Genomic DNA, 21,425 nt, shown 5'->3' with positions numbered 1-21,425 from the left:
CCCCAGGCAACACCCCCGCAGCCAGTGGCGCGTGGCCCCGCGCCAGCGCCAATCACCTCGTCCCTGCAGCAGCCGCGCCGCCCTTGCGTCGCGCGGCCCGCTCGGAGCTTCTTAACCAGGATCACTGCCATGACTCAAGCCACTGCCATTGCCGACATGAGCGCCGTCGAACTGCTGGCTCACTACCGTGCCCGGCGCCTGTCGCCGGTGGACGTCACCGAAGATGCCCTGGCACGCATCGAGCGCTTCAACCCGTTGGTCAACGCCTATTGCTACACCGACCCGCAAGGCGCTCTGCAAGCTGCCCGCTGCGCCGAACAACGCTGGTTCAAGGGCCAGCCCTGCGGCGCCCTGGATGGCTTGCCCACCTCGATCAAGGAACTGACTCCGACCCGTGGCATGCCGACCCGCAAAGCCTCGCTGACCATTGCCGCCGAAGGCCCCTGGGAGGTCGACGCGCCCGTCACCACCTTTATGCGCGACGCCGGAGCCGTGATACTGGGCAAGACCACCAGCCCGGAATTCGGCTGGAAGGGCGTGACCGACAGCCCGTTGTACGGCATCACCCGCAACCCCTGGGACACCCGCATGACCTGCGGCGGCTCCTCCGGCGGCGCCGCGGTGGCCGCCGCACTGAACCTCGGCGTACTGCACCAGGGCAGCGACGCCGGCGGCTCGATCCGCATCCCCAGCAGCTTCACCGGCACCTTCGGCTTCAAGCCGACCTTCGGCTACATCCCGCAATGGCCGGCCAGCGCCACCACCCTGGTGTCGCACCTGGGGCCCATGACCCGTAGCGTCGACGATGCCGTGCTGTTCCTGCACACCCTCGCCCAGCCCGACCCGCGCGACCCACTGCTGGGCGCCCCGCGCCACACCCCGTGGCTGCCCGAAAGCACCGACCTCAAGGGCCTGCGCATCGCCTACAGCGCAAACTTCGGCTACGTCCAGGTCGACCCGCAAGTGGCTCGAGTAGTCGCCCAAGCGGTAGCCCGCCTGGAACAACTCGGCGCCCGGGTCGAAGCCGTCGACCCGGGCTTCGACAACCCACTGGAACTGTTCAGGACCGTGATCAACGCCGGAGCCGCAAGCCTGGCCAGCCACCTGACCCCGGCGCACAAGGCCCTGCTCGACCCCGGCCTGCTGCGCTTCACCGAGCAATGCCGGCACACCACCCTGGCCGACTTCACCGCCGCCCAGGAAGCCCGGGCCGCCCTGATGGCCCGGATGAACGCCTTTCACCAGCGCTACGACCTGCTGGTGTGCCCGATGCTGCCCATCACCGCCTTCGAAGCCGGGCACGACACCCCGCCCGGCTCCGGCCTCGACGACTGGCTGCATTGGTCGCCGTTCAGCTACCCGTTCAACCTGACGCAGCAACCCGCAGCCTCCCTGCCTTGCGGCTTCTCGGAGCAGGGTTTGCCCATCGGCCTGCAAGTGGTGGCAGCGCGCTTCGCTGATGATCAGGTACTGAGGGTTTGTCGGGCGTATGAAAGCACCTTTGCGCGAGAGCAGCTGAGGGCTCCGCGGGTGAGGGTGTGAGGTGGCGAAAAATGGAGGGGTACGACTTGATGGATGTGACGACAAAGCGAATGCAGGAACAGGTGCTTCAGTAAGCAAAAAGGGCGGCTTGAAAGTCGCCCTTTTTCTCTTGCGATTGATCGGATACCTGTCGTTCAAAGACTTACTTGCTCTCTTTGGTGATAGAGCCTAGAACTGCATCCTTTACCGGATGATGCTCTCCCAGATCGCTCAGTACCTTCAGTGTTTCGTCAAACACTCCGCATCTACTACTCTACTTATCAGGGATCACCCCCCTCAAAGAGCTACAAAAATCATCTACTGCTGAAAATTCAATACTAGCTTCAAATCCGAAATACACATTTGAAGAATCTTCATCCCTTCCTCCAAAATTAAATAAAAATCCAATCAAAAAACATCCCTCCTCCAAGCTTTCAGCCTCTCCAGCCATAAATTTTATTTAAAAATCATTTTCCAACGGCATAAAAACCAATGACCCATCAACCTTATCGGCGAGCACTGAGACTTTATGCCTATCAAAATACTCTATAAGTCTTTTTATATCGCTAAAATTCAAACTACAAAAAATCTATCTGCTAAACAACCAGAAAATTTATCATTCCAATCACAGACAACATCAAATCAAAAAACAATTCTTAGCCTCTTTACTTTTGACAAGAAACCTCAGCACCCCTGCTTCGGATTTAAGTTCAATCCTCACGCCACTTCCTCACTTAAAAAGGAAAATTTTCCCAGCCTTGGTTTCGGGCCATCTTCTGAACATCAAGCCTATCAAAATTACGCATATCAGTAACAATACCCTCTTCCCCCTCAACAACCAAACTATACTTTTCCTTACTACCAGCTACCGCTTTCTGAACAAAAACAACAGCACCATCACTTTGATTGACTTTATGTGCTGCATTGTTAATCACATCATCAACCTGTTTAAGATCCTTAAAACCATGACGTCGCAAGTTTTCAACCGAGGGACCTGTCAGTACACGCCCCTCAGAAGTGCTAGATGAATTAGACATCCCCCCGGATTCAGCTTGTGCTCCGGAGTAACAGAAGCCCCAACCGTCTGCCCCCCATCCAGCTGCATCCCGCCAGTACGAGGTGTAGTGACAACCCCATCTTCTTCAGCGTAAACGCCACTGGTAGGATTCTTGCCTGACGTCTCAACAATCGGGCTAACCAGCTTTCGATTTTCATCATCAAGCAGATGGATTGGAAACACCATCTGAGTGGTCAACTTCCATACAGCCATCGCAATCGTTAGTTGCCTCTATACCTCTTCTGCTTTTGCGCTTGCACTACTGCTGACACTCTCCACCACAGAGTTGACCGCGCTGCGCATTTTGTCCTGGTTGTCTGGTGTTGAGGCTTGATAGAGCAACGCCGTTGCCAGGGCTCCATACAATCCGGCGCCTAGCCCTTGTACTAGCAGAAGTGAGCCACTGGAAGGGCTCCTCAGACCTGCCAGCATCTCTGCTAGCTCAAGTGACTTTTCCGGACTTTCACGAGCGATATCCTTCATCCGGGCGACAAAGAACTTAGCGGCATCTCCATTCGCTTCACCGACTTGCGAGCGGATCAGAAAACGAATTACACGCTCAGAACACTAACCATCAAGTAGCGAGAAATTACCTAATCGGAAATTTTGAGACCGAAAGCTCCAACCCTTTAATAACACCAGAAATAGTTTTTTGATCGATAGAAAACTTTACCAACTTCTCACAATCAACACCATATACATAGTCCAATCCTTTGGGGTGAAATCCGAAATCCAAAGACACACACAAAATTTTATCAGCCAGATAAGAAAACGCTAACTCGCCTTCTGTGAAGTATATTCCTTTTTCAAGCCTTCCGACCAAAACACTCCGAAACCAATCGAGAAGTTCAACTAACTCAAAGGTCCTTAAACATGCCTCTTTTGCACTCCAACTAACACCTTCTCCGTCCTCCACCTGCACTTCGACCAGCAGCCAATTTGCATCGTCCGAATCAGATGCGGAAGGAAACTCATAAGAGCACACTTCCAATGAAAATCTTTTATTCTCATCACAGATATCAATCATTTTACAATCCGATTTTTTTCAGGCCTAAAGGTCACAATTTTATTGGTTTCTGGATTTATAATCACCTCCAGCCCTTTATATGAAAATCCTACTTCACCTCTTCCTGCGTCAAACTTTGATCCTTTATTAAAAATCTTCGAAATATCATTCAGTGTTTCAAAACCAATTGCCTTTGTACGTGAATCCTTCAATCTCGTTATCGCATGATTAGACAGTACAAAACCAGTCCCAGAGAATAGCCTATCAAGCTCCTGATGCGTTAGATCTCGCAAAGGTCGATTCTGATCTAACCCTCTAAATATTATAACTTCTTCAGAATATACAAGCCCCGGATTCAGCTTGTGCTCCGGAGTGACATAAGCCCCATCCGTCTGCCACCCATCCAGCTGAGTGCCGCCAGTATGAGGCGTAGTAACAACCCCACCACCTTCAGCGTAACCCCCACTGGAGGGATTCCCGCCTGACATATCAACAATCGGATTGACCAGCTTTCGATTTTCATCATCAAGCAGATGAATTGGAAACACCATCTGAGTGGTCAATTTCCATACAGCCATCGCAATCGTTAGCTGCCTCTGCGCCTCTTCTGCTTTTGCGCTTGCACTACTGCTGACACTCTCCACCACAGAGTTGACCGCGCTGCGCATTTTGTCCTGGTTGTCTGGTGTTGAGGCTTGATAGAGCAACGCCGTTGCCAGGGCTCCATACAATCCGGCGCCTAGCCCTTGTACTAGCTGAAGTGAGCCACTGGAAGGGCTCCTCAGACCTGCCAGCATCTCTGCTAGCTCAAGTGACTTTTCCGGACTTTCACGAGCGACATCCTTCATCCGGGCGACAAAAAATTTAGCGGCATCTCCATTCGCTTCACCGACTTGCGAGCGGATCAGATAGTCCATGCCCTCCGCGCGCTTGTTCTCATCCTTGCTGACCAGTTTGCGGGCATTCTCACGAATCACCAGCACGTTATTCACGTGCTTTGAAGCAAACTCGATATCACTTCCCGCGGTCATCAGCACGACCATACTGGCCACGAGCTCATCAAGTTTTAAGATCGCGTCCCGACTGTTCTCCCCATACAGCTCAACGTTCTTCTTCCAAGCTGCATACGTCTGCTTAGGACTCGCCACCGCTCCCAGCGAAGAACTACTCGCATACAAATCCGTACGCGACTCTTCATCCTTGGTGATCTCATACGCCTTGCTCACATCCCGGTTCAGCCCGGCGGTTGAATCGGCTCCGGTCTCGGCGTCCTTGCGCACCACGATCTCGCCCGCTCCAACGGTGGCACGCACGATCTGCTCGCGGTCTTTCTGGTAGTCCCAGCCGCTGACGCTCCAGCCGGTTTCGCCCTCCTTGCCTTTACCCACCTGGCTGCTGTCTTGGGTGGTGCCACTACCGGAGCTGTAGGTGCCGCCGACGTTCAGGTAATAACCGTGCTCCTTATCCTTGCCAGCCATATCGCTGAAGCCCAGGGTGCTGGTGTCCAACTTGAGGTTGCCGTTGTCGGCGGCGATCAGCGCACCGTCGATCTGAGTGTGGTTTTCAGTGCGGATATCGACCTTGTTCTTGCCGGTGATGCGGGTTTGTTCTTCAACCCAGTCGGTCTTGCCGGTGGTCTGGCCGTAACCGACCGAACCACTGAGCCCTGGGGCAGGACCAAAGGTGGCGGTGACGCTGATGTCGAATTCCTTGCCCTTGACCTTGCCGGTATCGGCAACCGAAGCGACGTTCAGGTCCCCCCCGACACGCCCGATCACCTCATCACCACGCAGGTTGGCACCAGAAATGTTGGTGTCCTTGCCACTGGTGAAGCCCAGACGGTCCCCGGCATAGAGATAGGCCTCTTGCTGGCGCTCGCCCTCACGCTCCAGATTGCCCTTGCCCATGCTGACGCTGGCGTAGACGCCCACGCCTTCCGAGCCAAAGGTGAAGCCCATTTCCCCACCGCCGCTGTTGCGGTTGTTCTCGCTGCTGTGGTCGTTCTGCGCGGCACGAATGTTCAGGTCGTTGCCAGCGTCCAGATCGATATTGCGTCCGGCCTGAGCCTGGGTCCCGGTCAGGGTCAGGTCATTGCTGGCTTTGAGGTTGATATCGCGCCCTGCATCAAGCTGGGTAACGGTGGAGGAGCCCTGGCTGCTCTCGCCGTTGGCAGTGCCAAAACTGCCGCCAACACCAATCTTGAAACCGCCGCTGGTGCCGCCATGAATACCGCCCCAGCTTTCACTGTTGCGGGTTTCCTCACTGATACTGCCTTTGGCCACATCCAGAGTGACGTCGCGCCCGATGACGTTGATATCGCGTCCGGCGCCCAACTGGCCGCCCTTGACGGTCACGTCGTTATTGGCCGTGAGGTTCAGATCGTTGCCGGCGTGCAGGGTCGATGAGCGATTCCCCTGCTCGACAATCTCCTGGCTACTGCTCTGCTTGCTGTTGCCCAGCTTGACGTCCGCCGTCGGGCCTGCGAGGAACTGGCTGACCGAGTCGATGGCCTTGAGACTGCTGGAAGCCTTGCTGACGTTGTTCTCGCCGTCGCCAGCACCATTGACCGCGTCCTTGGTCTTGCCATAGTTGTGGTTGAGGGTGACGCCCAGGCCATTGCGCTCGCTTTCACGCTGCTGCTCGGTTACCCGTACTTCCTGGGCCGCGTCGATCTTGATGTCGCGGCCGGCCACCAGGTTGATGTCGTGATCGGCGCGCAGGTCGGAGCCGACTTGATTGATGTCGCGCTTGGCGTTGATCGACAGGTCTTCACCGGCGCTGATCTGGCTGGCGGCGGCAGTCTGTTGTTCGACGCGGTTCTTTTCCTTGTTGCGTTCGGCACCGGCGAAGAAGCTGACGCCATTGTCGTCACTGCTGACGCCTACGCCGACTTGCTTGCTCTTTTTCCAGTCCAGCTCCGCCGAGCTGTTTTGCGCCGCGACCACGTTGACGTCGCGCCCGGCGTCAAGACTGACATTGCGTCCGGCGCTGATGCCGCTGCCTACCACGTTGATATCGCGTTCGGCCTTCAAGGTCGCATCGCGATCAGCCAGTACCTGGCTGCCCACGCTGGTACTGCTCTGAGCCTGACGCCCGGACTCCTTGGCCGAGGCAAAGGAAACGCTGGCTCCCGAGGTCGAGAGCCCGACCTTTCTCTTGTACTGCTCGCTGCGGCTGTAGGCCGTGTCATTGGCCGAGACCAGGTTGATATCACCCGTGTCCTTGACCAGCCCGGCGCGCAGTTCGACATCGTTACCGGCCGTGGCTTCGCTGGCCCGCAGGCGGATGTCGTTACCGGCGGCCACTACTACGTCGTTGCCGGCGTCCAGTTGACTTCCTACCTGGGTCGCGGTGGTTTGCAGCTGACTCTTGCCGCTTTTCGACAGACCGAGGAAACCGGACTTGGTCTTCTTGCTGTAGGAGCCGTGCTCTTCGACTCCTGAGAGGATCGCCACGTCGCCGGTAGCGCCGACCATCAGGTCTGCACCCGCCTTGAGCTGGCTGCCAATCAGCGTGATGTCGCGGCCACCGTTGATGCTCATGCCGCCATCGGCTTTCTTGCTGGTGTTGAGGGTCAGGTCTTTACCGGCTTCCACCACCGAGGCGACGTTGGTGCTGTGGTAGCTCTCCTGCTGTTTGCTGCTGCTCTGACCAAAGGAGCCTTTGCCCTTCTTGGACATGAAAGAGGCAGTTTCATCCTTTGCGGACAGCACATTGAGATCGCGAGCGGCATCCAGGGCGACGTTTTGCTCGCCCTTCACCTGGCTGGCTACCAAGGTCAGGTCCTGACCTGCCTTGATCGACAGGTCACCACCCGCCTCTATGCGTGAAGACTGCTGGCGAACCTGATCGTCAGAACTTCTACCGTTACTGGTTTTGAACGAGCTATGACCCGCATTGGCCGCAGACTCGATGGTCACATCTCGCGCTGCAACCATCGACAAGCTTTGCTGGGCAGCAACCTTGCTCGCCACAACTTGAATGTCTTGACCTGCTGTTGCTTTCAGACTGCCAGCTATCTGGACGTCACTGGCATTTTGTGTGGTCTGACTACGCGTCCAGAGACCTTTCTTGAACTGGCCATTGCTGCTGTTCGCCTGTTCGGTGGACGTAATGGACAGGTCACGCCCAGCGCTGAGCAGCGCATCACCGCCTGCGGTCAATGCGCTACCGGTATTTTTCAGGTCCCGGCTTGCAGTCAGGGTCAGATTGTTGGCGGCCTCGATACGCGCTGCACTATCAACAAAATCGCGCTGCTCATTACTGATGGAAGTGGAGCTCTGATGGCGAGTCAAAGTGCGCTCGTTAACCACGTCCCCATCAGTTGCCGTCAAGGCCACATCGCGCCCTGCGATAACGCCACCGGCCTTGTTCAGCAGATCCTTGCCCGCCGTCAGATTCAGGCCCTTGCCCGCCTCCGCCAACCCACTATTGACCAGGCTATCCCCCGCCACCGCCGACAGGTCATTGGCCGCGCGCAGGGTGCCGACGTTGCTCAAGTCCTTGCCGGCAATCAGGCTCACGTCCTTGCCCGCGATCAGGGAGCCGTTGGGCGCCAGGCGGTTGTTGGCCTGGGCCAGGTACAGCACCGGCACCAGTACCTGTTCACCATTCAGTTCATGGTTTTCCAGCCAGACGATGTCGTGGGTCAGGGCGGCGACTTGTTCGGCGGTCAGGGTTACGCCCACCGACAGGTCAAGCTGTTGCTTGCTCTGGAGCGCGTTGTCCATCAGGTGCTTGAAAAGCTTTTCGTTGCTGTCCTGGCCGTCGATAAAGCGTTGGCCGGTGCGAGCGACCATGGCTTGCTGGATCAGTTTCTGTTCGTAGAAACCATCTCCCAGGCGCTTGGCACTGTCGTCCGGGTTGTAGCCGAGGTTGGACAGCAGGTAGTCCGAGCTCATGAACTGCTTGAGGCTGGTCAGCGCCGGGTTGGTTTCGATCAGGTACTTGTGCGGCCGGGACAGGCTCGCGGCGTCCGGCAGGCCGGCGATCTGCGCAGGCGTCGGGGCCTGGGCCAAGGCGCTACCCTGGCCGCTGAGGCGGAACAGGCCGTTGCCGCCGGTGGGCAGGCTGAAGCCCGGCAGCTCCAGGGGGTTGACCTGTTGCTGGGCCAGCTCCGGGGGCAGTTGTGGGTTGATCCGGATCGGCGTCGAGTAACCGTTGCCGACGCCGGTGTCGGTCAGGGTCTTGCCGGCGCCGACGTACTCGTAGAAGGAGCGGATCACGCTGTTGTCGAGGGTCTGGTCGGTCTTGAGGTTGACCTTGCCACCGGCCTGGATGGTGGCGGCGAAGGATTGGTCGCCGTCCACCACCTTGCTGCTGGAGGACAGCATCACCCCGGTCCAGGCAATGAAGGCGCTAAGGTCGGAGGCGAAGCTGCTCGAAGGCGTCGGGTTGTTGCGGGCATTGAACGCGGCGGCGCGGGCAGCGGCGGTGCCGGTTTCGTTGACGAAGCTCCAGTAGCGCCGCAGGGTGGTGATTTCCTGGGGCTGCAAGCCCTGGTTGTGGACGGTCTGGGCCTTGATGTTGATGTCGCCGGCCGCGGTGATCAGGCTGCTGGTGTTGGTCAGGGTCTGGGTGTCGATCTGCAGGTCGGCGCCGCTGTTGAGGCTGGCGGCGGCGCTGCTGTCGGTCACTCGCAGGCGATCGGTTTCGGCCACTTCCCACAGGCCGTTGATGCGGCCGCCGCCGCGGTCGTCGCAGCCGGCGCCGGGGATCAGGGCGCAGGACAGGCGGGTGATGCTGGCCGCGCTCTTTTCGTGTTCGGTGTACTGCAGCACGTCCATGACGTTGTTGAGGGTGCTGGCGGCGATGGTCAGCTTGCCCAGGCTTTCGATATCCCCGGAGCGGTTGTCCAGCAGGTCGGCGCGGGTTTGCTGGTCGTCCTTGGCGATCAGCACGGTGCCCAGGCTGTACACCTGGGCGTAGCGGTTGGTGAAGCTTGTGGTCAGCAGCTGCAGATTGCCGCCGCTGGAGATCAGGCCGTGGTCGTTGACCAGGGTGGCGGCAGTGAGGTTCAGGTCTGCGCCGCTGCCCAGGGTGCCGAGGTTGTGGATGCTGGCGGCGTTGAGCTGCAATTTCTGGCTGGCGGTGATGCGCCCGGCGCTGTTCAGCGCGCCATCGATCTGCAGGGTACTGTTGGCACCGCCGGCGATGCTGGCGCTGTCTGCCAGGTCCAGTTGGGCAGCGTGCAGGTCCAGTTGCCCGAGGCTGCTCAGGCGGCCCTTGCCGCTGTAGTTGCCGCTCAGGTCGAAGTTGAGCGCGGCGTCGCTGCCGATCAGGCCGTCGTTGCTCCAGTGGCTGCCGCTGCCGGTCAGGCCGGTGCTTGCCAGGAGCTGGCCATCGGCGGTCTGGGTCAGGTGGTCGACCTTGACTCGCAACTGGTCGGCCTGGATCGAGCTGCTGTTGGTCCAACGCTCGGCCTCAAGAGTCAGCTGGCCGGCGGTCTTCAGGCGGCCGCCGACGTCTTCGAGGTTGGCCATGGAAATGCCGAACACCCCGCTGCCGCTATGCAGCAGGCTGCCGCCACGGTTGTTGAAGCCGCCGGCGTCGAAGCCCAGGTCATGGTTGGCGGTTTCCAGAGAGCCATCGCGGTTGTCGAAGGTGCCTGCGATGCTGAACCGGGTCTTGCTGGCCAGGCCCAGGGCTCGCAGTTGCCCACGCTGGTTGTCCAGGCTGGCGGCGGTGGTGGCCAGGGTGCTGCGGCTTTCGATCAGGCCCTGGCGGTTGTCCAGGGCGCCCCCCAGCTCCAGCTCGATCTGCCGGGCGCTGATCTGGCCGGCGCGGTTGTCCAGGTCCTTGGCGCTGATATGCAACGCCTGCTGGGCGAAGAGCGCGCCGTCGCGGTTGTCGAGGCGGCCATTGGCGGCGGTTTCCAGGATGGCGCCGCCGTTGAGGGCAGACACCTTGCCGGCCCTGTTGTCGAGGTTGGCCGCCTTGAGCGTCAGCTCGCCCTGCTGGGCAATGACCTGCCCGCCCTGGTTGTCGGCAGTTACGGAAACTTCAAGGCCCAGGCTGGTCTTGGCCTGCAACAGGCCCTTGGCATTATCCAGGCGCTCGGCATTGAGTTGCAGGTCGGCTTCGCGGCTGAGGATCTCGCCGCCATCGCTGTTTTGCACCTCACCACTGGCGCTGATCAACACCGAATCATTGGCCGCTACCCGGCCCTTCTGCCGGTTGTCCAACTCTTCGGTGAACAGCCGCAGCCACTGCTGGCTGGAGAGTTCGCCTCCCTGGTTCTCAACCTTAGTGCTGCGCTTGAGCAGCAAGGGGCCAGCAGCAGACAGGGTGCCCTGGTTATTGATCAAGTGTCCCAGCAGGTCGAGGGTGGCGCCCTGCTCGCCGCTGAAGGTGCCGTGGCTGTTGTCCAGGTCGCGACCGATAAACTGCAGATCGCCGGCAGCGTTGAGCGTGCCGCCCTGGTTGCCCAGGGTCATGGCCTGCAAGGTCAGGGTCGCGCCGCTGTCGATGGAGCCGCCCTGGCTGTTGTCCAGCCGGTCGCGCAGTTTGAGGCTTTGCTCACCGGCGCTGGAGATCACCCCCTGGTGGCTGTTGTCGAGGCTGGCGGCCTTGACGTCCAGGGTTTGCTGGCTGACCAGGGCACCGCCCTGGCTGTTGTTCAAGGCGTCGTTGAGGGTGATGTCGACACCGCCCTTGAGGCTGGAGACGGTGCCCTTGTTGCTGTTGTTCAGGCCGATGCCATTGAGGGTCAGGCCCTGCCAGCCCGAGAGCAGGCCGCCCTGGTTGTCCAGCTCGGCGCTGCCGGTGATCTTCAGGGCCTGTTGCGCCAGTACCACGCCGCTGAGGTTGTCCATGCCGGCCAGCACCAGGGTGCTGCGGCCCTGGCTCGACAGCTCGCCGCCGCTATTGCCCAGGTGGCCCAGTGTGGCTTGGAGGGCATGCTGGCTCTTGATCAGGCCGCCCTGGCCGTTGCGCACCAGATCGGCATTGAGTTGCAGGCGCTCGGCGCTCAGCAGCTTGCCCTGATGACTGTTATCCAGAGTCCCGGCACTGACCGTCACCTGGCGCTGTCCGCTCAGGGTGCCGCCCTGGTTGTCCAGGCTCCGGGTTGCCGTGACCGTCAGATCACGGCTGGCTACCACGCTCTTGTCACTGTTGTTCAGGTTTTGCGCCGTCAGCGTGACATCGCCGTTCGGGTTGCGGCTGTTGTCGAGGTTGACCCCGGCTTCGATGATGCCGTGGTTGTTCAGTTGCCCGCCGCTGCCCAGATTGATGCTGTTGGCCGCCGCCAGGGTGCTGCGGTTGCTCAGGTCGCCCCGGGTCTGCACCTTGAGATCGCTGCCGGCGTAGACCACTCCCTGGGCATCGAGGCTGCCGGCCTTGATCGCCACCGCGCCCTTCTCGGCGCTCGCGTCCGCCATGCGCAACTGGCCGTTGGCATCGAGCTGGATGTCGCCACCGCTGGCGATCAGCTTGCCGTCGAGCTTGACCCCAACCCCAGCCTCGGTGCCCACCAGCTTGATCGCCCCGGCGTACATGCCGCCCAGGGCGCTACTGTCGATGGCCAGTTGCGGTGCGTCTGCCGGGTTGGCGGTGCGTGCCGTGGCGCTCAGGGTCTTGGCGTCGACGTCGTTGGCCCCGGCGATCAGCGCCAGGTGCTGGGCCTGGATCTCGGCGTTGATCCTGGCGCTGCGGGTGATGATTTCGAACTGGTCGACGTTGCTCGCATTGAGCCCCGCGCCTTCGATGGCGACGCTGCCCTGGTCCACCTGATAACGCTGGATCTGGCCGTTGTCGATCACCGGCTTGCCGGTGGTCAGGGTGGCTTTCGGGGTGTTGATGAAGCCGCAGCCGTTGCAGGTCACGCCATAGGGGTTGGCGACGATCACATGGGCCGACTGCCCGGCCACTTCGGTGTAGCCCTTGAGCTGGCTGGGGCTGCCGCCGTTGACTTCGTTGAGGATGATATTGGCCGAGCGCCCGCCCAGGTTGGAGTTGCCGAGGATGATCCCGCCCAGTTGGGTTTGCTGGGTACGGCCGGTGGCGTTGTTGAGGATCACCCCCTGCTGGCCGACGTTGTAGTCGCTGAACTGGTTGTGGGACAGGCCGCTGCCATTGGGCGCGGCGATGTTGACGATGGGCACGCCATTGCCGGCCTGGCCCAGTGTGGTGCCACCGCCGTTGACCACGATGCCATCGGCCATCGCCACCACAGGCTGCCAGAACATCATGTTGGCCAGGACGAACGCCAGGCCCCGCTTGGGCAGCCCCCAAAACGACTCCCGCGCTTGCAGGGTGGCAGAAGGTTGGCGGGCCAGAAAGGCAAACTGACGAACATCCATGTCGTGTTTCTCAGGTCAGGAGCGCAAAGCAAAACGCGCGCTGATCGGCACAAGGGCTCACCCGGACAATGGGCAAGGCACTTGTCTGCGGACAACTTTAAGGAGATGGGGAAGAAGCGAGCCGCCAAGGGAAACCGGGCAAGGCACCGCGCAACCTCATGCTCTGGGTGACGAACAACAGGTTCGCGCCTGGAAACGACAACAGGATCTGAGCAAGAAGCGCGATACCCATGCGCCGCTATTCAGGCATCAATTTGCCTGAAGCCTTGCCGATGGAAGGCAGGGGCAACGGACGCCGATATTAGGACCGCTCCGGCCATCGAGGATGTAGGACTTTTCTGAACAGTTAAGAGAAGTGTCGATATCTCTCGGTAATGAGGGGCATCGCAACCACAGTAACGGGAGATCAGCAGGAGCCGGCGAACCAGCTCCTGCAAGGGCTGGATGTTGTATCAGAAGGCAAAGCACGAACAACCAAACGACCCCCAAAAGCCCTGGAAGTCGCTCACCGGCACCGATGATTGACGGGCCCGCTCATGGCCATGGGCGTGCACGGCACAAGGCCCGCTGCAGTGGTGCACCTGTTTGAGCAGTGGCGATGCAGGCTTCCAGTGCCCCGGGACCTTGACCACCGGCGACCAGTCGGGGGTCACCGGCAAGGTCGGCGGGGCCAGTTTGTCGAACTCCCCTGCCCCATGCACCACCTTGCCGTCCACCACTGTGAGCAGGGACTCGATCCACTTGATCGCCTCTTCCTCGACGCTGAAGTAGTCCGCCGAGAGGGCCACCAGGTCCGCCAGTTGGCCAACCTTGATCTGGCCTTTCTTGCCCTGTTCCGAGGAGAACCAGGCGCTGCCGTGGGTGTAGAGTTCCAGCGCGGTGTCGCGGCTCAAGCCCTGGGGATACAGCTCCAGGCCGCCGACGGTACGGCCGCTGACCATCCAGTACAGCGAGGTCCAGGGGTTGTAGCTGGAGACCCGGGTGGCGTCGGTGCCGGCGCCCACCGGAATGCCTTCGGCGAGCATGCGCTGGATCGGTGGGGTCATCTCGGCGGCCTTGGCGCCGTAGCGCTCGACGAAGTATTCGCCCTGGAAGGCCATGCGGTCCTGGATCGCGATGCCGCCACCCAGGGCCCGTACCCGCTCGATGTTTTTCGGGCTGATGGTTTCCGCGTGGTCGAAGAACCACGGCAGGCCGTTGAACGGGATATCGCGGTCGACTTTCTCGAACACATCGAGCATGCGACTGATGGATTCGTCATAGGTGGCGTGCAGGCGGAATGGCCAGCGCTGTTCCACCAGGTGGCGCACCACCGGCTCCAGTTCCTGCTCCATGGTCTGGGGCAGGTCCGGGCGCGGTTCGAGGAAGTCCTCGAAATCGGCGGCGGAAAACACCAGCATCTCCCCTGCCCCGTTGTGCCGCAGGAAATCGTCGCCCTGGCCGTAGGTGACGCTGCTGGTCCAGTTCTTGAAGTCCGCCAGTTCTTCCTTGGGCTTCTGGGTAAACAGGTTATAGGCGATGCGCACGGTCAGTTGCTGCTTGGCCGCCAGCTCGTTGATCACCTGGTAGTCGTCCGGGTAGTTCTGGAAACCGCCACCGGCATCGATGGCGCTGGTGACCCCCAGGCGATTGAGTTCACGCATGAACTGGCGCGTGGAGTTGACCTGGTAATCCAGGGGCAGCTTGGGGCCCTTGGCCAGGGTCGAGTACAGGATCATCGCATTGGGCCGGGCGATCAGCATGCCGGTGGGGTTGCCATTGGCGTCGCGCACGATCTCGCCACCGGGCGGGTTCGGAGTGTTGCGGTCGTAGCCCACCACTCGCAGCGCGGCGCGGTTGAGCAAGGCACGGTCATACAGGTACAGGACGAACACCGGGGTGTCGGGCGCGGCCTGGTTCAGTTCTTCCAGGGTCGGCAGGCGTTTCTCGGCGAACTGGAATTCGTTCCAGCCGCCCACCACCCGCACCCACTGCGGCGCCGGGGTGCGCTGGGCCTGGTCCTTGAGCAGGCGCAGGGCATCCACCAGGGAGGGCACGCCTTCCCAGCGCAGCTCCAGGTTGTAGTTGAGGCCGCCGCGGATCAGGTGCAGGTGAGAGTCGTTGAGCCCCGGGATCACGGTGCGTCCCTGAAGATCGATGACCTGGGTCGCGCTGCCCCGCAGGGCCATGGCCTCGGTGTCGTTGCCCACGGCGATGAAGCGCCCGTCCTTGATGGCCACGGCACTGGCCCGGGGTTTGGCCCGGTCCACGGTGTGCAGGCGGCCGTTGAACAGGATCAGATCGGCAATTGCGTTGGTATTCATGGCACTACTCCGGATAAAGGTCACAAGGGGTATCAGGCCGCGCCGCGCGGTTGCAACCAGCGGCTGAACAGGCGGGTGACCCGGGGCATGAAGACATAGACCACCAGCAGCACGATGCTCAGGGTGATCAGCACCGTGGCCGGCACATAGGTGCCCAGCCAGGGCAACAGGGTGAACACGGGCTTCCACAACTGCGGCACCAGAAAGCTCAGCGGCAGGATCACCAGGAACGTCACGCAGGCTTGTTTCCAGCGCGGTGGCGGGGTCGGCGCACCGCTGTCCTGGGGGGTGAACCAGAACTCGCGGTCGGCGTTGATTTCGGTCTGGTCACCGTCGGCCAACAAGTGCTGGGCCTGCTGCACCAGTTCGCGGCGGTCAGCGGAGTCCAGCCAGTGCTGCAGCTGTTCGGTGCTGGCAAAGCGCAGGACGCTGGTGAACAGCCCGAGGCCGCCGCTGTGGCCGCGGACCACGTCGATCCCCAGGTGCCCCGGGTAGCTGCGGGCCTTGGCGATGATCTGGCGCAACCAGGTTTCATACTCCTGGTCGCGGCCTTTCTGGATCCGGTGGCGTACCAGCAAGGTCACGACACCGTCGGTGAGTTCGATATTCATCAAGGGCTCCACAGTGCGGGAAGGAGGATCGCGTCGGGCGCGGCCCGGCAGCACCGACGCTACACAGTCAAGCTCAGCCCTGCTGGATGAACGCCAGCAGGTCGGCGTTGAGCAACTCTTTATGGGTGTCGGTCAGGCCGTGTGGTGCACCGGCATAGACCACCAGCCGAGCATTGGCGATCAGCTTGGCCGAAGCCCGGCCCGCGGCGTCGATCGGTACGATCTGGTCGTCGTCGCCATGCACCACCAGGGTCGGGATGTCGAACTGCTTCAGGTCTTCGGTGAAGTCGGTCTCGGAGAACGCCCGGATGCAGTCGTAGGCATTCTTGTGCCCGGCCTGCATGCCCTGCAGCCAGAAGCTGTCGATCATGCCCTGGGACACCTTGGCCCCCGGCCGGTTGAAGCCGAAGAACGGACCACTGGCGATGTCCTTGTACAGCTGCGAGCGGTCGGCCACGGCGCCGGCGCGGATGCCGTCGAACACCTCCAGCGGCAGGCCCCCGGGGTTGGCCGCGGTCTTGAGCATCAGCGGTGGCACCGCCGAGATCAGCCCGGCCTTGGCCAGGCGCGCGGTGCCATGGCGACCGATGTAGCGCGCCACTTCGCCGCCGCCGGTGGAGAAGCCCAAAAGTACCGCCTGCTGCAGGTCCAGGTGCTCGATCAGCTGCGCCAGATCGTCGGCGTAGGTGTCCATGTCGTTGCCGTCCCAGGGCTGGCTGGAACGCCCGTGACCGCGGCGGTCGTGGGCGATGACCCGGTAGCCGTGGTCAGCCAGGAACAGCATCTGCGCCTCCCAGCTGTCGGCACTCAGCGGCCAGCCATGGCTGAAGACCACGGGCTGACCGCGGCCCCAGTCCTTGTAATAGAGTTCGGTGCCGTCGCGGGTGATGAAGGTGCTCATTGCAAGTGTCCTTGGGTTCGAGGGAGGAACACCGGACACCCATGGCATCCGGAACTGTGCAACCTTGGGCAAGCGTAGAAGCTGGCCCGCTGGCGAAGGGGTCGAATGCCCCCTGGGCCGACGAACTCCTTGGTTACAGCTGACGCTGGGGCGCCTTGTGCACCATGGTGTAGGCGTAGTCCACGCCCATGCCGTAGGCGCCGCTGTGCTCACGCACCAGGTCCATCACCGCGTCGTAGGTGTCCTTGTGGGCCCAGTCACGCTGGTATTCGAGCAGCACCTGCTGCCAGGTCACCGGCACCGCGCCGGCCTGGATCATGCGCTGCACAGACATGTCATGGGCTTCCTGGGTGGTGCCACCAGAAGCGTCGGTGACGATGTACACCTCATAGCCTTCAGCCAGGGCTTCCAGGGCCGGGAAAGTCAGGCAGACCTCGGTCCACAGCGCCGCCATGATCAGTTTCTTGCGCCCGGTGGCCTTGACTGCCGCCACCAGCTTGCGGTCTTCCCAGGAGTTCATCGACGTGCGCTCGATGGACTGCTGGTCCGGAAACACCGCCAGCAGTTCCGGCCAGATGTAGCCGCTGAAGCTCTCGGTTTCCACCGAGGTGAAAAGAGTCGGCACGTTGAAGATCCTTGCCGTCTTGGCCAGGGCCACGGTGTTGTTCTTCAGGGTCTGGCGATCGATCGACTGCACGCCGAAGGACATCTGCGGCTGGTGATCGATGAGAATCAGGGCGGAGTTGCTGGGGTTCAGCAGTTCACGAATGGACATGGCGAGTTCCTTTTGCAGTCAGAGAGTGAGGTTTGAACATGACCGGCTGATGGCGCCGGCGGCGCCCTGGTGTGCCCGGCTTGGTGGCTAATTTAGGGGCTGGCTGAAAAAGGGACAATTCCCTAAAATCGAGAATCATTGATTCCAAAAAAGGGACAATAATGGACCGTATCGAATGCATGCGCGCCTTCGTCGTCACTGTCGACGCGAACGGCTTTGCTGCCGCCGCACGAGCGATGGACGTGCCGCGCTCCAAGGTCAGCAAGCAGATCCAGGCCCTGGAAGAAGCCATCGGTGTGCAGTTGCTGCAACGCACCACCCGCAGCCTGCACCTGACCGCCGCTGGCGCCGAGTACTACGAGACCGCCCGCGAGGTGCTGGCGACGGTGGACGAAGCCGAACAGCGCGCCCGGGACGGCGTCGCCGAGTTGCGCGGGGTATTGCGGGTCAACGCCCCCATGTCCTTCGGCCTGCGCCGGCTTGGGCCACTGGTGCCGCTGTTCCATGAGCGACACCCGCTGATCGAGCTGCAACTGGTGCTCAGCGACCAGCAGGTGGACCCGGTGCGCGGCGGCTTCGACGTGACCCTGCGCATCGCCAGCCTGGTGGATTCGTCCATGGTGGCCCGCCAGTTGGCACCGGCGCCACGGATCATGGTGGCCTCCCCCGGCTACCTGGAACGGGCCGGTATGCCTCGCCATCCCAAGGACCTGAGCGGCCACCAGTGCCTCAACTACGGCTACCTGCAAAGCGGTGTCAGCCTGCAATTGAGCAACGGCAACGACCTGCAGCGGGTGCACGTCACCGGCCCCTTGCACGCCAACAATGGCGACCTGCTGGCCCAGGCCGCCGAGGCCGGCATGGGCATCGCCCTGCTGCCGGACTTCATCGTCGAGGAGGCCCTGGCCGCCGGGCGCCTGGTGCCGGTGCTCGGTGAATGGCAAGCGCCGCCCATCAGCATCAACGTGGTCTACCCCACGGCGCGGCGGGTACCGCAGAAGACCCGCGCCTTCATCGATTTCCTGGTCAGCCAGCTCAGTGACCAGGCCCCGGCCTGAAACCACCCGCGGCCCTGGCGGACCAACGACCGCCGCTGCGCGCAGCGGGTCTCCTACACTCAAGGAAGGTCCCCGACAGGTGCGCACTGATCATGAAAATCTCTCCCCAACTGGCCGTCTCCAGCCTGCTCGGCGCCCTGGCCTACCTGGGCCTGGCGATCTACGGCAGTGGCGGTTTCGCCAGGTTCTTCAGCCATCCACCATTGACCCTGATCGCCCTCGCCACCCTGCTGATGGTGGTCGCTTCGCTGTACAGCGAAGTCAACCTGAGCAGCGGCGAACAGGAAGACCAGGGCAACCGCTGGGTGCTGCCGGTGTTCGGGGTGATCGGTCTGTTGAGCGGTTTCCTTCCGGCCTATAGCGATCGCGTGGAGTTCTGGACCTTCGGCGCTGAGGGCTTGCGCTGGCTCGGCGCCCTGCTGTTCATCGCCGGTGGCGTGCTGCGCCTGTGGCCGGTGTTCATCCTTGGCCGGCGCTTCAGCGGCCTGGTGGCGATCCAGTCCGGCCACCGCCTGGTCACCGAGGGCCTGTACCGGCATCTGCGCAACCCCAGCTACCTGGGCCTGCTGGTGAATGCCGTGGGCTGGGCCCTGGCGTTTCGCTCGGGGCTGGGACTGTTGCTGGCGGCCCTGACGCTGATCCCGCTGATCGCAAGGATCCGTTCCGAAGAGGCATTGCTGCTGAGGCATTTCGGCAACGACTACCAGGCGTACTGCGCCCGCAGCTGGCGCTTGCTGCCGGGCATCTACTGACCCCGGCAAGCCCTTCTGTAAAATAAATTACACACCGGGAGTTGACCTCTCGCGAGGCTCTGGCACGGGGTTCTTCCTCCAAAGAGCAACCCCGTGAACGGGATATCGAGGCCTCTCCCCCCCTTACATTGGCGAGTGGATTCTTGCAGTATTGATCCGCCCCGGGCCGCGGATCCCGTTATCCGCCCCCTCGGCACTCGGTTCATGCCCAGAATAATCACAACGAACTCGACAGCGAGATCACCTGGCCGATGCCTCACCTGAGCCCGTTTCACGGATTCGACAGATTAGCTTCCGCGCCCATCAGTGGCAGCGGTGGTGCTGTCGACGCTCGGTGCTTGCGGCCCTTGCTTGCCCTTCTCCAGCCGCCTCATGAGGTTCATGAGGAGCGCCCCGGCGTTATCGGTTTGCCCCTGGCGGACAGGTGCTGCCCATGAAACTCCTGGTCAACCTGCCCATGGCCCTCTGCCGCTCGCGCCTGCGCCACTCCTCACGCCCTCCGGATCACTCGCCTACGGTCTGATCGCACGCCCCCGGGCGTGTCGCTCCCCGAGCTGCTTTCTGCCCTTGCAACCGAGCCCTGCGCGGCGTCGTTGCAGGACCTGAAAACCTGCGCGCCCTGAACGGCGCAAGCGAGTCATCCATGAATTTTGCTCCCCTCGACGAAGCCCATCGTTTCCTTGCCGCCAACCCCGATATCGACATGATCGAGCTGTTCATCCTCGACGCCAACGGCGTGCCCCGGGGCAAGCTGCTGCACCGCGAAGAACTGCTGGCGGTGTACCAAAGCGGCAGGCCCCTGCCCAGCACCATCCTCGGCCTGACCCTCAACGGCGACGACGTGGAAAACTCCGGGCTGGTGTGGGATGTCGGCGATATCGACTGCCGTGCCTATCCCCTGGAGGGCAGCCTGGTGCGCCTGCCCTGGCGGCAGATTCCCACCGCAGCCGTGCAGGTCAGCATGCACCCGCAAGAGGGCCTGCCCGCCAGCATCGCCGACCCGCGCCACCTGTTGATCAAGGTCATCGACGGGCTCAAGGCCGAGGGCTACCACCCGGTGATGGCCTGCGAGCTGGAGTTCTACCTGCTGGACAGCAAACGGGACGCCCAAGGCCACCCGCAACCGGCCCTGGATGCCGATGGCGGCCGGCCACGGACCACCCAGGTCTATGGGCTGCGCGAACTGGAGCAGATCGAGCCGTTCCTCGCCGACCTCTATGCGGCCTGCAAACTGCAAGGCATTCCGGCACGCACGGCGATCTCCGAGTACGCCCCCGGGCAGGTGGAAATCACCCTGGAGCACGGCGACGCCCTGGCGGCCATGGACCAGGCCGTGCGCTACAAGCGCCTGGTCAAGGCCGTGGCCCACAGGCACGGGATGCAGGCGACCTTCATGGCCAAGCCCTTCGATCACCTGGCGGGCACCGGCATGCACATGCACGTGAGCATCGCCGATGCCGAAGGCCGCAACCTGTTCGCCGCCGAAGACCCCGCCGGCACCCCGCTGCTGCGCGAAGCGGTGGGCGGCATGCTTGCCTCGCTCCTGGAGTCACTGTTGCTGTTCTGCCCCAACGCCAACTCCTACCGACGCTTCCAGAGCAACAGCTATGCGCCCCTGGCCCCCACCTGGGGGGTCGACAACCGCACCGTGAGCCTGCGGGTACCGGGCGGTCCAGCCAACAGCCGACACATCGAACACCGGATCTGCGGCGCTGACGCCAACCCCTATCTCGCCGCGGCGGCGATCCTCGCCGGGATCCATCGCGGCCTGCGCGAACACCTCGACCCGGGCGAGCCGGTCCAAGGCAACGGCTACGCCCAAGCCAGCGAACTGCTGCCCACCGACTGGCTGACCTCATTGGTCGCCCTGGAGCAGTCGGCCTGGGCCCGGGATGCCCTGGGCTGCGAGTTCCTCGGCGTGTACCTGGCGGTCAAGCGCGCCGAGTACCGCCAGTTCATGGCCGAAGTCGGTGAACAGGACTGGCGCTGGTACCTGACCCAGGCCTGAGGCCCCGTTACCGATCTGCCGTGCGCGGCTCAAGGGCGCTCAAGCAGCGCCGAGCCCGCCGGCCCAGCGCCAGATTTCCAGGCCCTGGCCGCTGCCTGCTCGCAGCGGCCCGGCTCACTTTTTCACGAGGA

Annotated in this window: 11 protein-coding genes; 4 read left to right on the top strand and 7 right to left on the bottom strand. The window is 61.9% G+C overall.

Annotation, left to right across the window (positions count from 1 at the left end; translation table 11 throughout):
• Nucleotides 1–129 precede the first annotated feature (129 nt).
• Complete coding sequence (locus tag ACZ5BO_RS14550) at nucleotides 130–1,542, top strand: amidase (protein ID WP_464700623.1); 1,413 nt, start codon at nucleotides 130–132, stop codon at nucleotides 1,540–1,542.
• Nucleotides 1,543–2,255: 713 nt separating this feature from the next.
• Here ACZ5BO_RS14550 and ACZ5BO_RS14545 read toward each other — a convergent pair.
• The 7 genes from ACZ5BO_RS14545 to ACZ5BO_RS14515 form a co-directional block, all read right to left on the bottom strand.
• Entirely contained in the window at nucleotides 2,256–2,558 is a 303-nt protein-coding gene (locus tag ACZ5BO_RS14545) for a hypothetical protein (RefSeq protein WP_464700621.1), read from the bottom strand.
• 609 nt (nucleotides 2,559–3,167) lie between these two features.
• Nucleotides 3,168–3,605 carry a WapI family immunity protein gene (locus ACZ5BO_RS14540; RefSeq protein WP_464700619.1) on the bottom strand — a complete coding sequence of 146 codons (438 nt, stop codon included), beginning with the start codon at nucleotides 3,603–3,605 and terminating at the stop codon, nucleotides 3,168–3,170.
• Nucleotides 3,602–12,886, bottom strand: coding sequence for a hemagglutinin repeat-containing protein (locus ACZ5BO_RS14535; RefSeq protein ID WP_464700617.1), 9,285 nt, complete (start codon nucleotides 12,884–12,886; stop codon nucleotides 3,602–3,604). Before ACZ5BO_RS14535 ends, ACZ5BO_RS14540 begins: the two co-directional genes overlap by 4 nt.
• 452 nt (nucleotides 12,887–13,338) lie before the next feature.
• A complete protein-coding gene (locus ACZ5BO_RS14530) occupies nucleotides 13,339–15,189 on the bottom strand; it encodes an amidohydrolase (protein WP_464700615.1) in 1,851 nt (616 codons plus the stop codon).
• 32 nt (nucleotides 15,190–15,221) lie between these two features.
• Nucleotides 15,222–15,800, bottom strand: a complete 579-nt coding sequence (locus ACZ5BO_RS14525; protein ID WP_464700613.1) for an antibiotic biosynthesis monooxygenase — start codon at nucleotides 15,798–15,800, stop codon at nucleotides 15,222–15,224.
• Nucleotides 15,801–15,873: 73 nt separating this feature from the next.
• Nucleotides 15,874–16,701 carry an alpha/beta fold hydrolase gene (locus ACZ5BO_RS14520; RefSeq protein WP_025131296.1) on the bottom strand — a complete coding sequence of 276 codons (828 nt, stop codon included), beginning with the start codon at nucleotides 16,699–16,701 and terminating at the stop codon, nucleotides 15,874–15,876.
• Nucleotides 16,702–16,834: 133 nt separating this feature from the next.
• Nucleotides 16,835–17,476 (bottom strand): hydrolase, encoded by a 642-nt coding sequence (locus ACZ5BO_RS14515; protein WP_464700611.1) that lies wholly within the window; start codon nucleotides 17,474–17,476, stop codon nucleotides 16,835–16,837.
• 161 nt (nucleotides 17,477–17,637) lie between these two features.
• Between ACZ5BO_RS14515 and ACZ5BO_RS14510 the strand changes: the two genes are divergently transcribed.
• The 3 genes from ACZ5BO_RS14510 (at nucleotide 17,638) to ACZ5BO_RS14500 (ending at nucleotide 21,294) form a co-directional block, all read left to right on the top strand.
• A complete protein-coding gene (locus ACZ5BO_RS14510) occupies nucleotides 17,638–18,534 on the top strand; it encodes a LysR family transcriptional regulator (RefSeq protein WP_464700609.1) in 897 nt (298 codons plus the stop codon).
• A 92-nt stretch (nucleotides 18,535–18,626) separates the two neighbouring features.
• Nucleotides 18,627–19,286, top strand: a complete 660-nt coding sequence (locus ACZ5BO_RS14505; RefSeq protein WP_464700607.1) for a methyltransferase family protein — start codon at nucleotides 18,627–18,629, stop codon at nucleotides 19,284–19,286.
• A gap of 643 nt (nucleotides 19,287–19,929) precedes the next feature.
• Nucleotides 19,930–21,294 carry a glutamine synthetase family protein gene (locus ACZ5BO_RS14500; protein ID WP_464700605.1) on the top strand — a complete coding sequence of 455 codons (1,365 nt, stop codon included), beginning with the start codon at nucleotides 19,930–19,932 and terminating at the stop codon, nucleotides 21,292–21,294.
• Nucleotides 21,295–21,425 lie beyond the last annotated feature (131 nt).

It is taken from the genome of Pseudomonas sp. FFPRI_1 (assembly GCF_055384485.1).
Note: the sequence above shows the minus strand (reverse complement) of the source record. Positions and strands in the feature narration are given on the sequence as shown.

Bases quoted from the DNA above. Each gene is read 5' to 3' on its own strand.
- ACZ5BO_RS14550 (WP_464700623.1), top strand. From the start codon at position 130: ATGACTCAAGCCACTGCCATTGCCGACATGAGCGCCGTCGAACTGCTG.
- ACZ5BO_RS14545 (WP_464700621.1), bottom strand. From the start codon at position 2,558: ATGTCTAATTCATCTAGCACTTCTGAGGGGCGTGTACTGACAGGTCCC.
- ACZ5BO_RS14540 (WP_464700619.1), bottom strand. From the start codon at position 3,605: ATGATTGATATCTGTGATGAGAATAAAAGATTTTCATTGGAAGTGTGC.
- ACZ5BO_RS14535 (WP_464700617.1), bottom strand. From the start codon at position 12,886: ATGGATGTTCGTCAGTTTGCCTTTCTGGCCCGCCAACCTTCTGCCACC.
- ACZ5BO_RS14530 (WP_464700615.1), bottom strand. From the start codon at position 15,189: ATGAATACCAACGCAATTGCCGATCTGATCCTGTTCAACGGCCGCCTG.
- ACZ5BO_RS14525 (WP_464700613.1), bottom strand. From the start codon at position 15,800: ATGAATATCGAACTCACCGACGGTGTCGTGACCTTGCTGGTACGCCAC.
- ACZ5BO_RS14520 (WP_025131296.1), bottom strand. From the start codon at position 16,701: ATGAGCACCTTCATCACCCGCGACGGCACCGAACTCTATTACAAGGAC.
- ACZ5BO_RS14515 (WP_464700611.1), bottom strand. From the start codon at position 17,476: ATGTCCATTCGTGAACTGCTGAACCCCAGCAACTCCGCCCTGATTCTC.
- ACZ5BO_RS14510 (WP_464700609.1), top strand. From the start codon at position 17,638: ATGGACCGTATCGAATGCATGCGCGCCTTCGTCGTCACTGTCGACGCG.
- ACZ5BO_RS14505 (WP_464700607.1), top strand. From the start codon at position 18,627: ATGAAAATCTCTCCCCAACTGGCCGTCTCCAGCCTGCTCGGCGCCCTG.
- ACZ5BO_RS14500 (WP_464700605.1), top strand. From the start codon at position 19,930: ATGAATTTTGCTCCCCTCGACGAAGCCCATCGTTTCCTTGCCGCCAAC.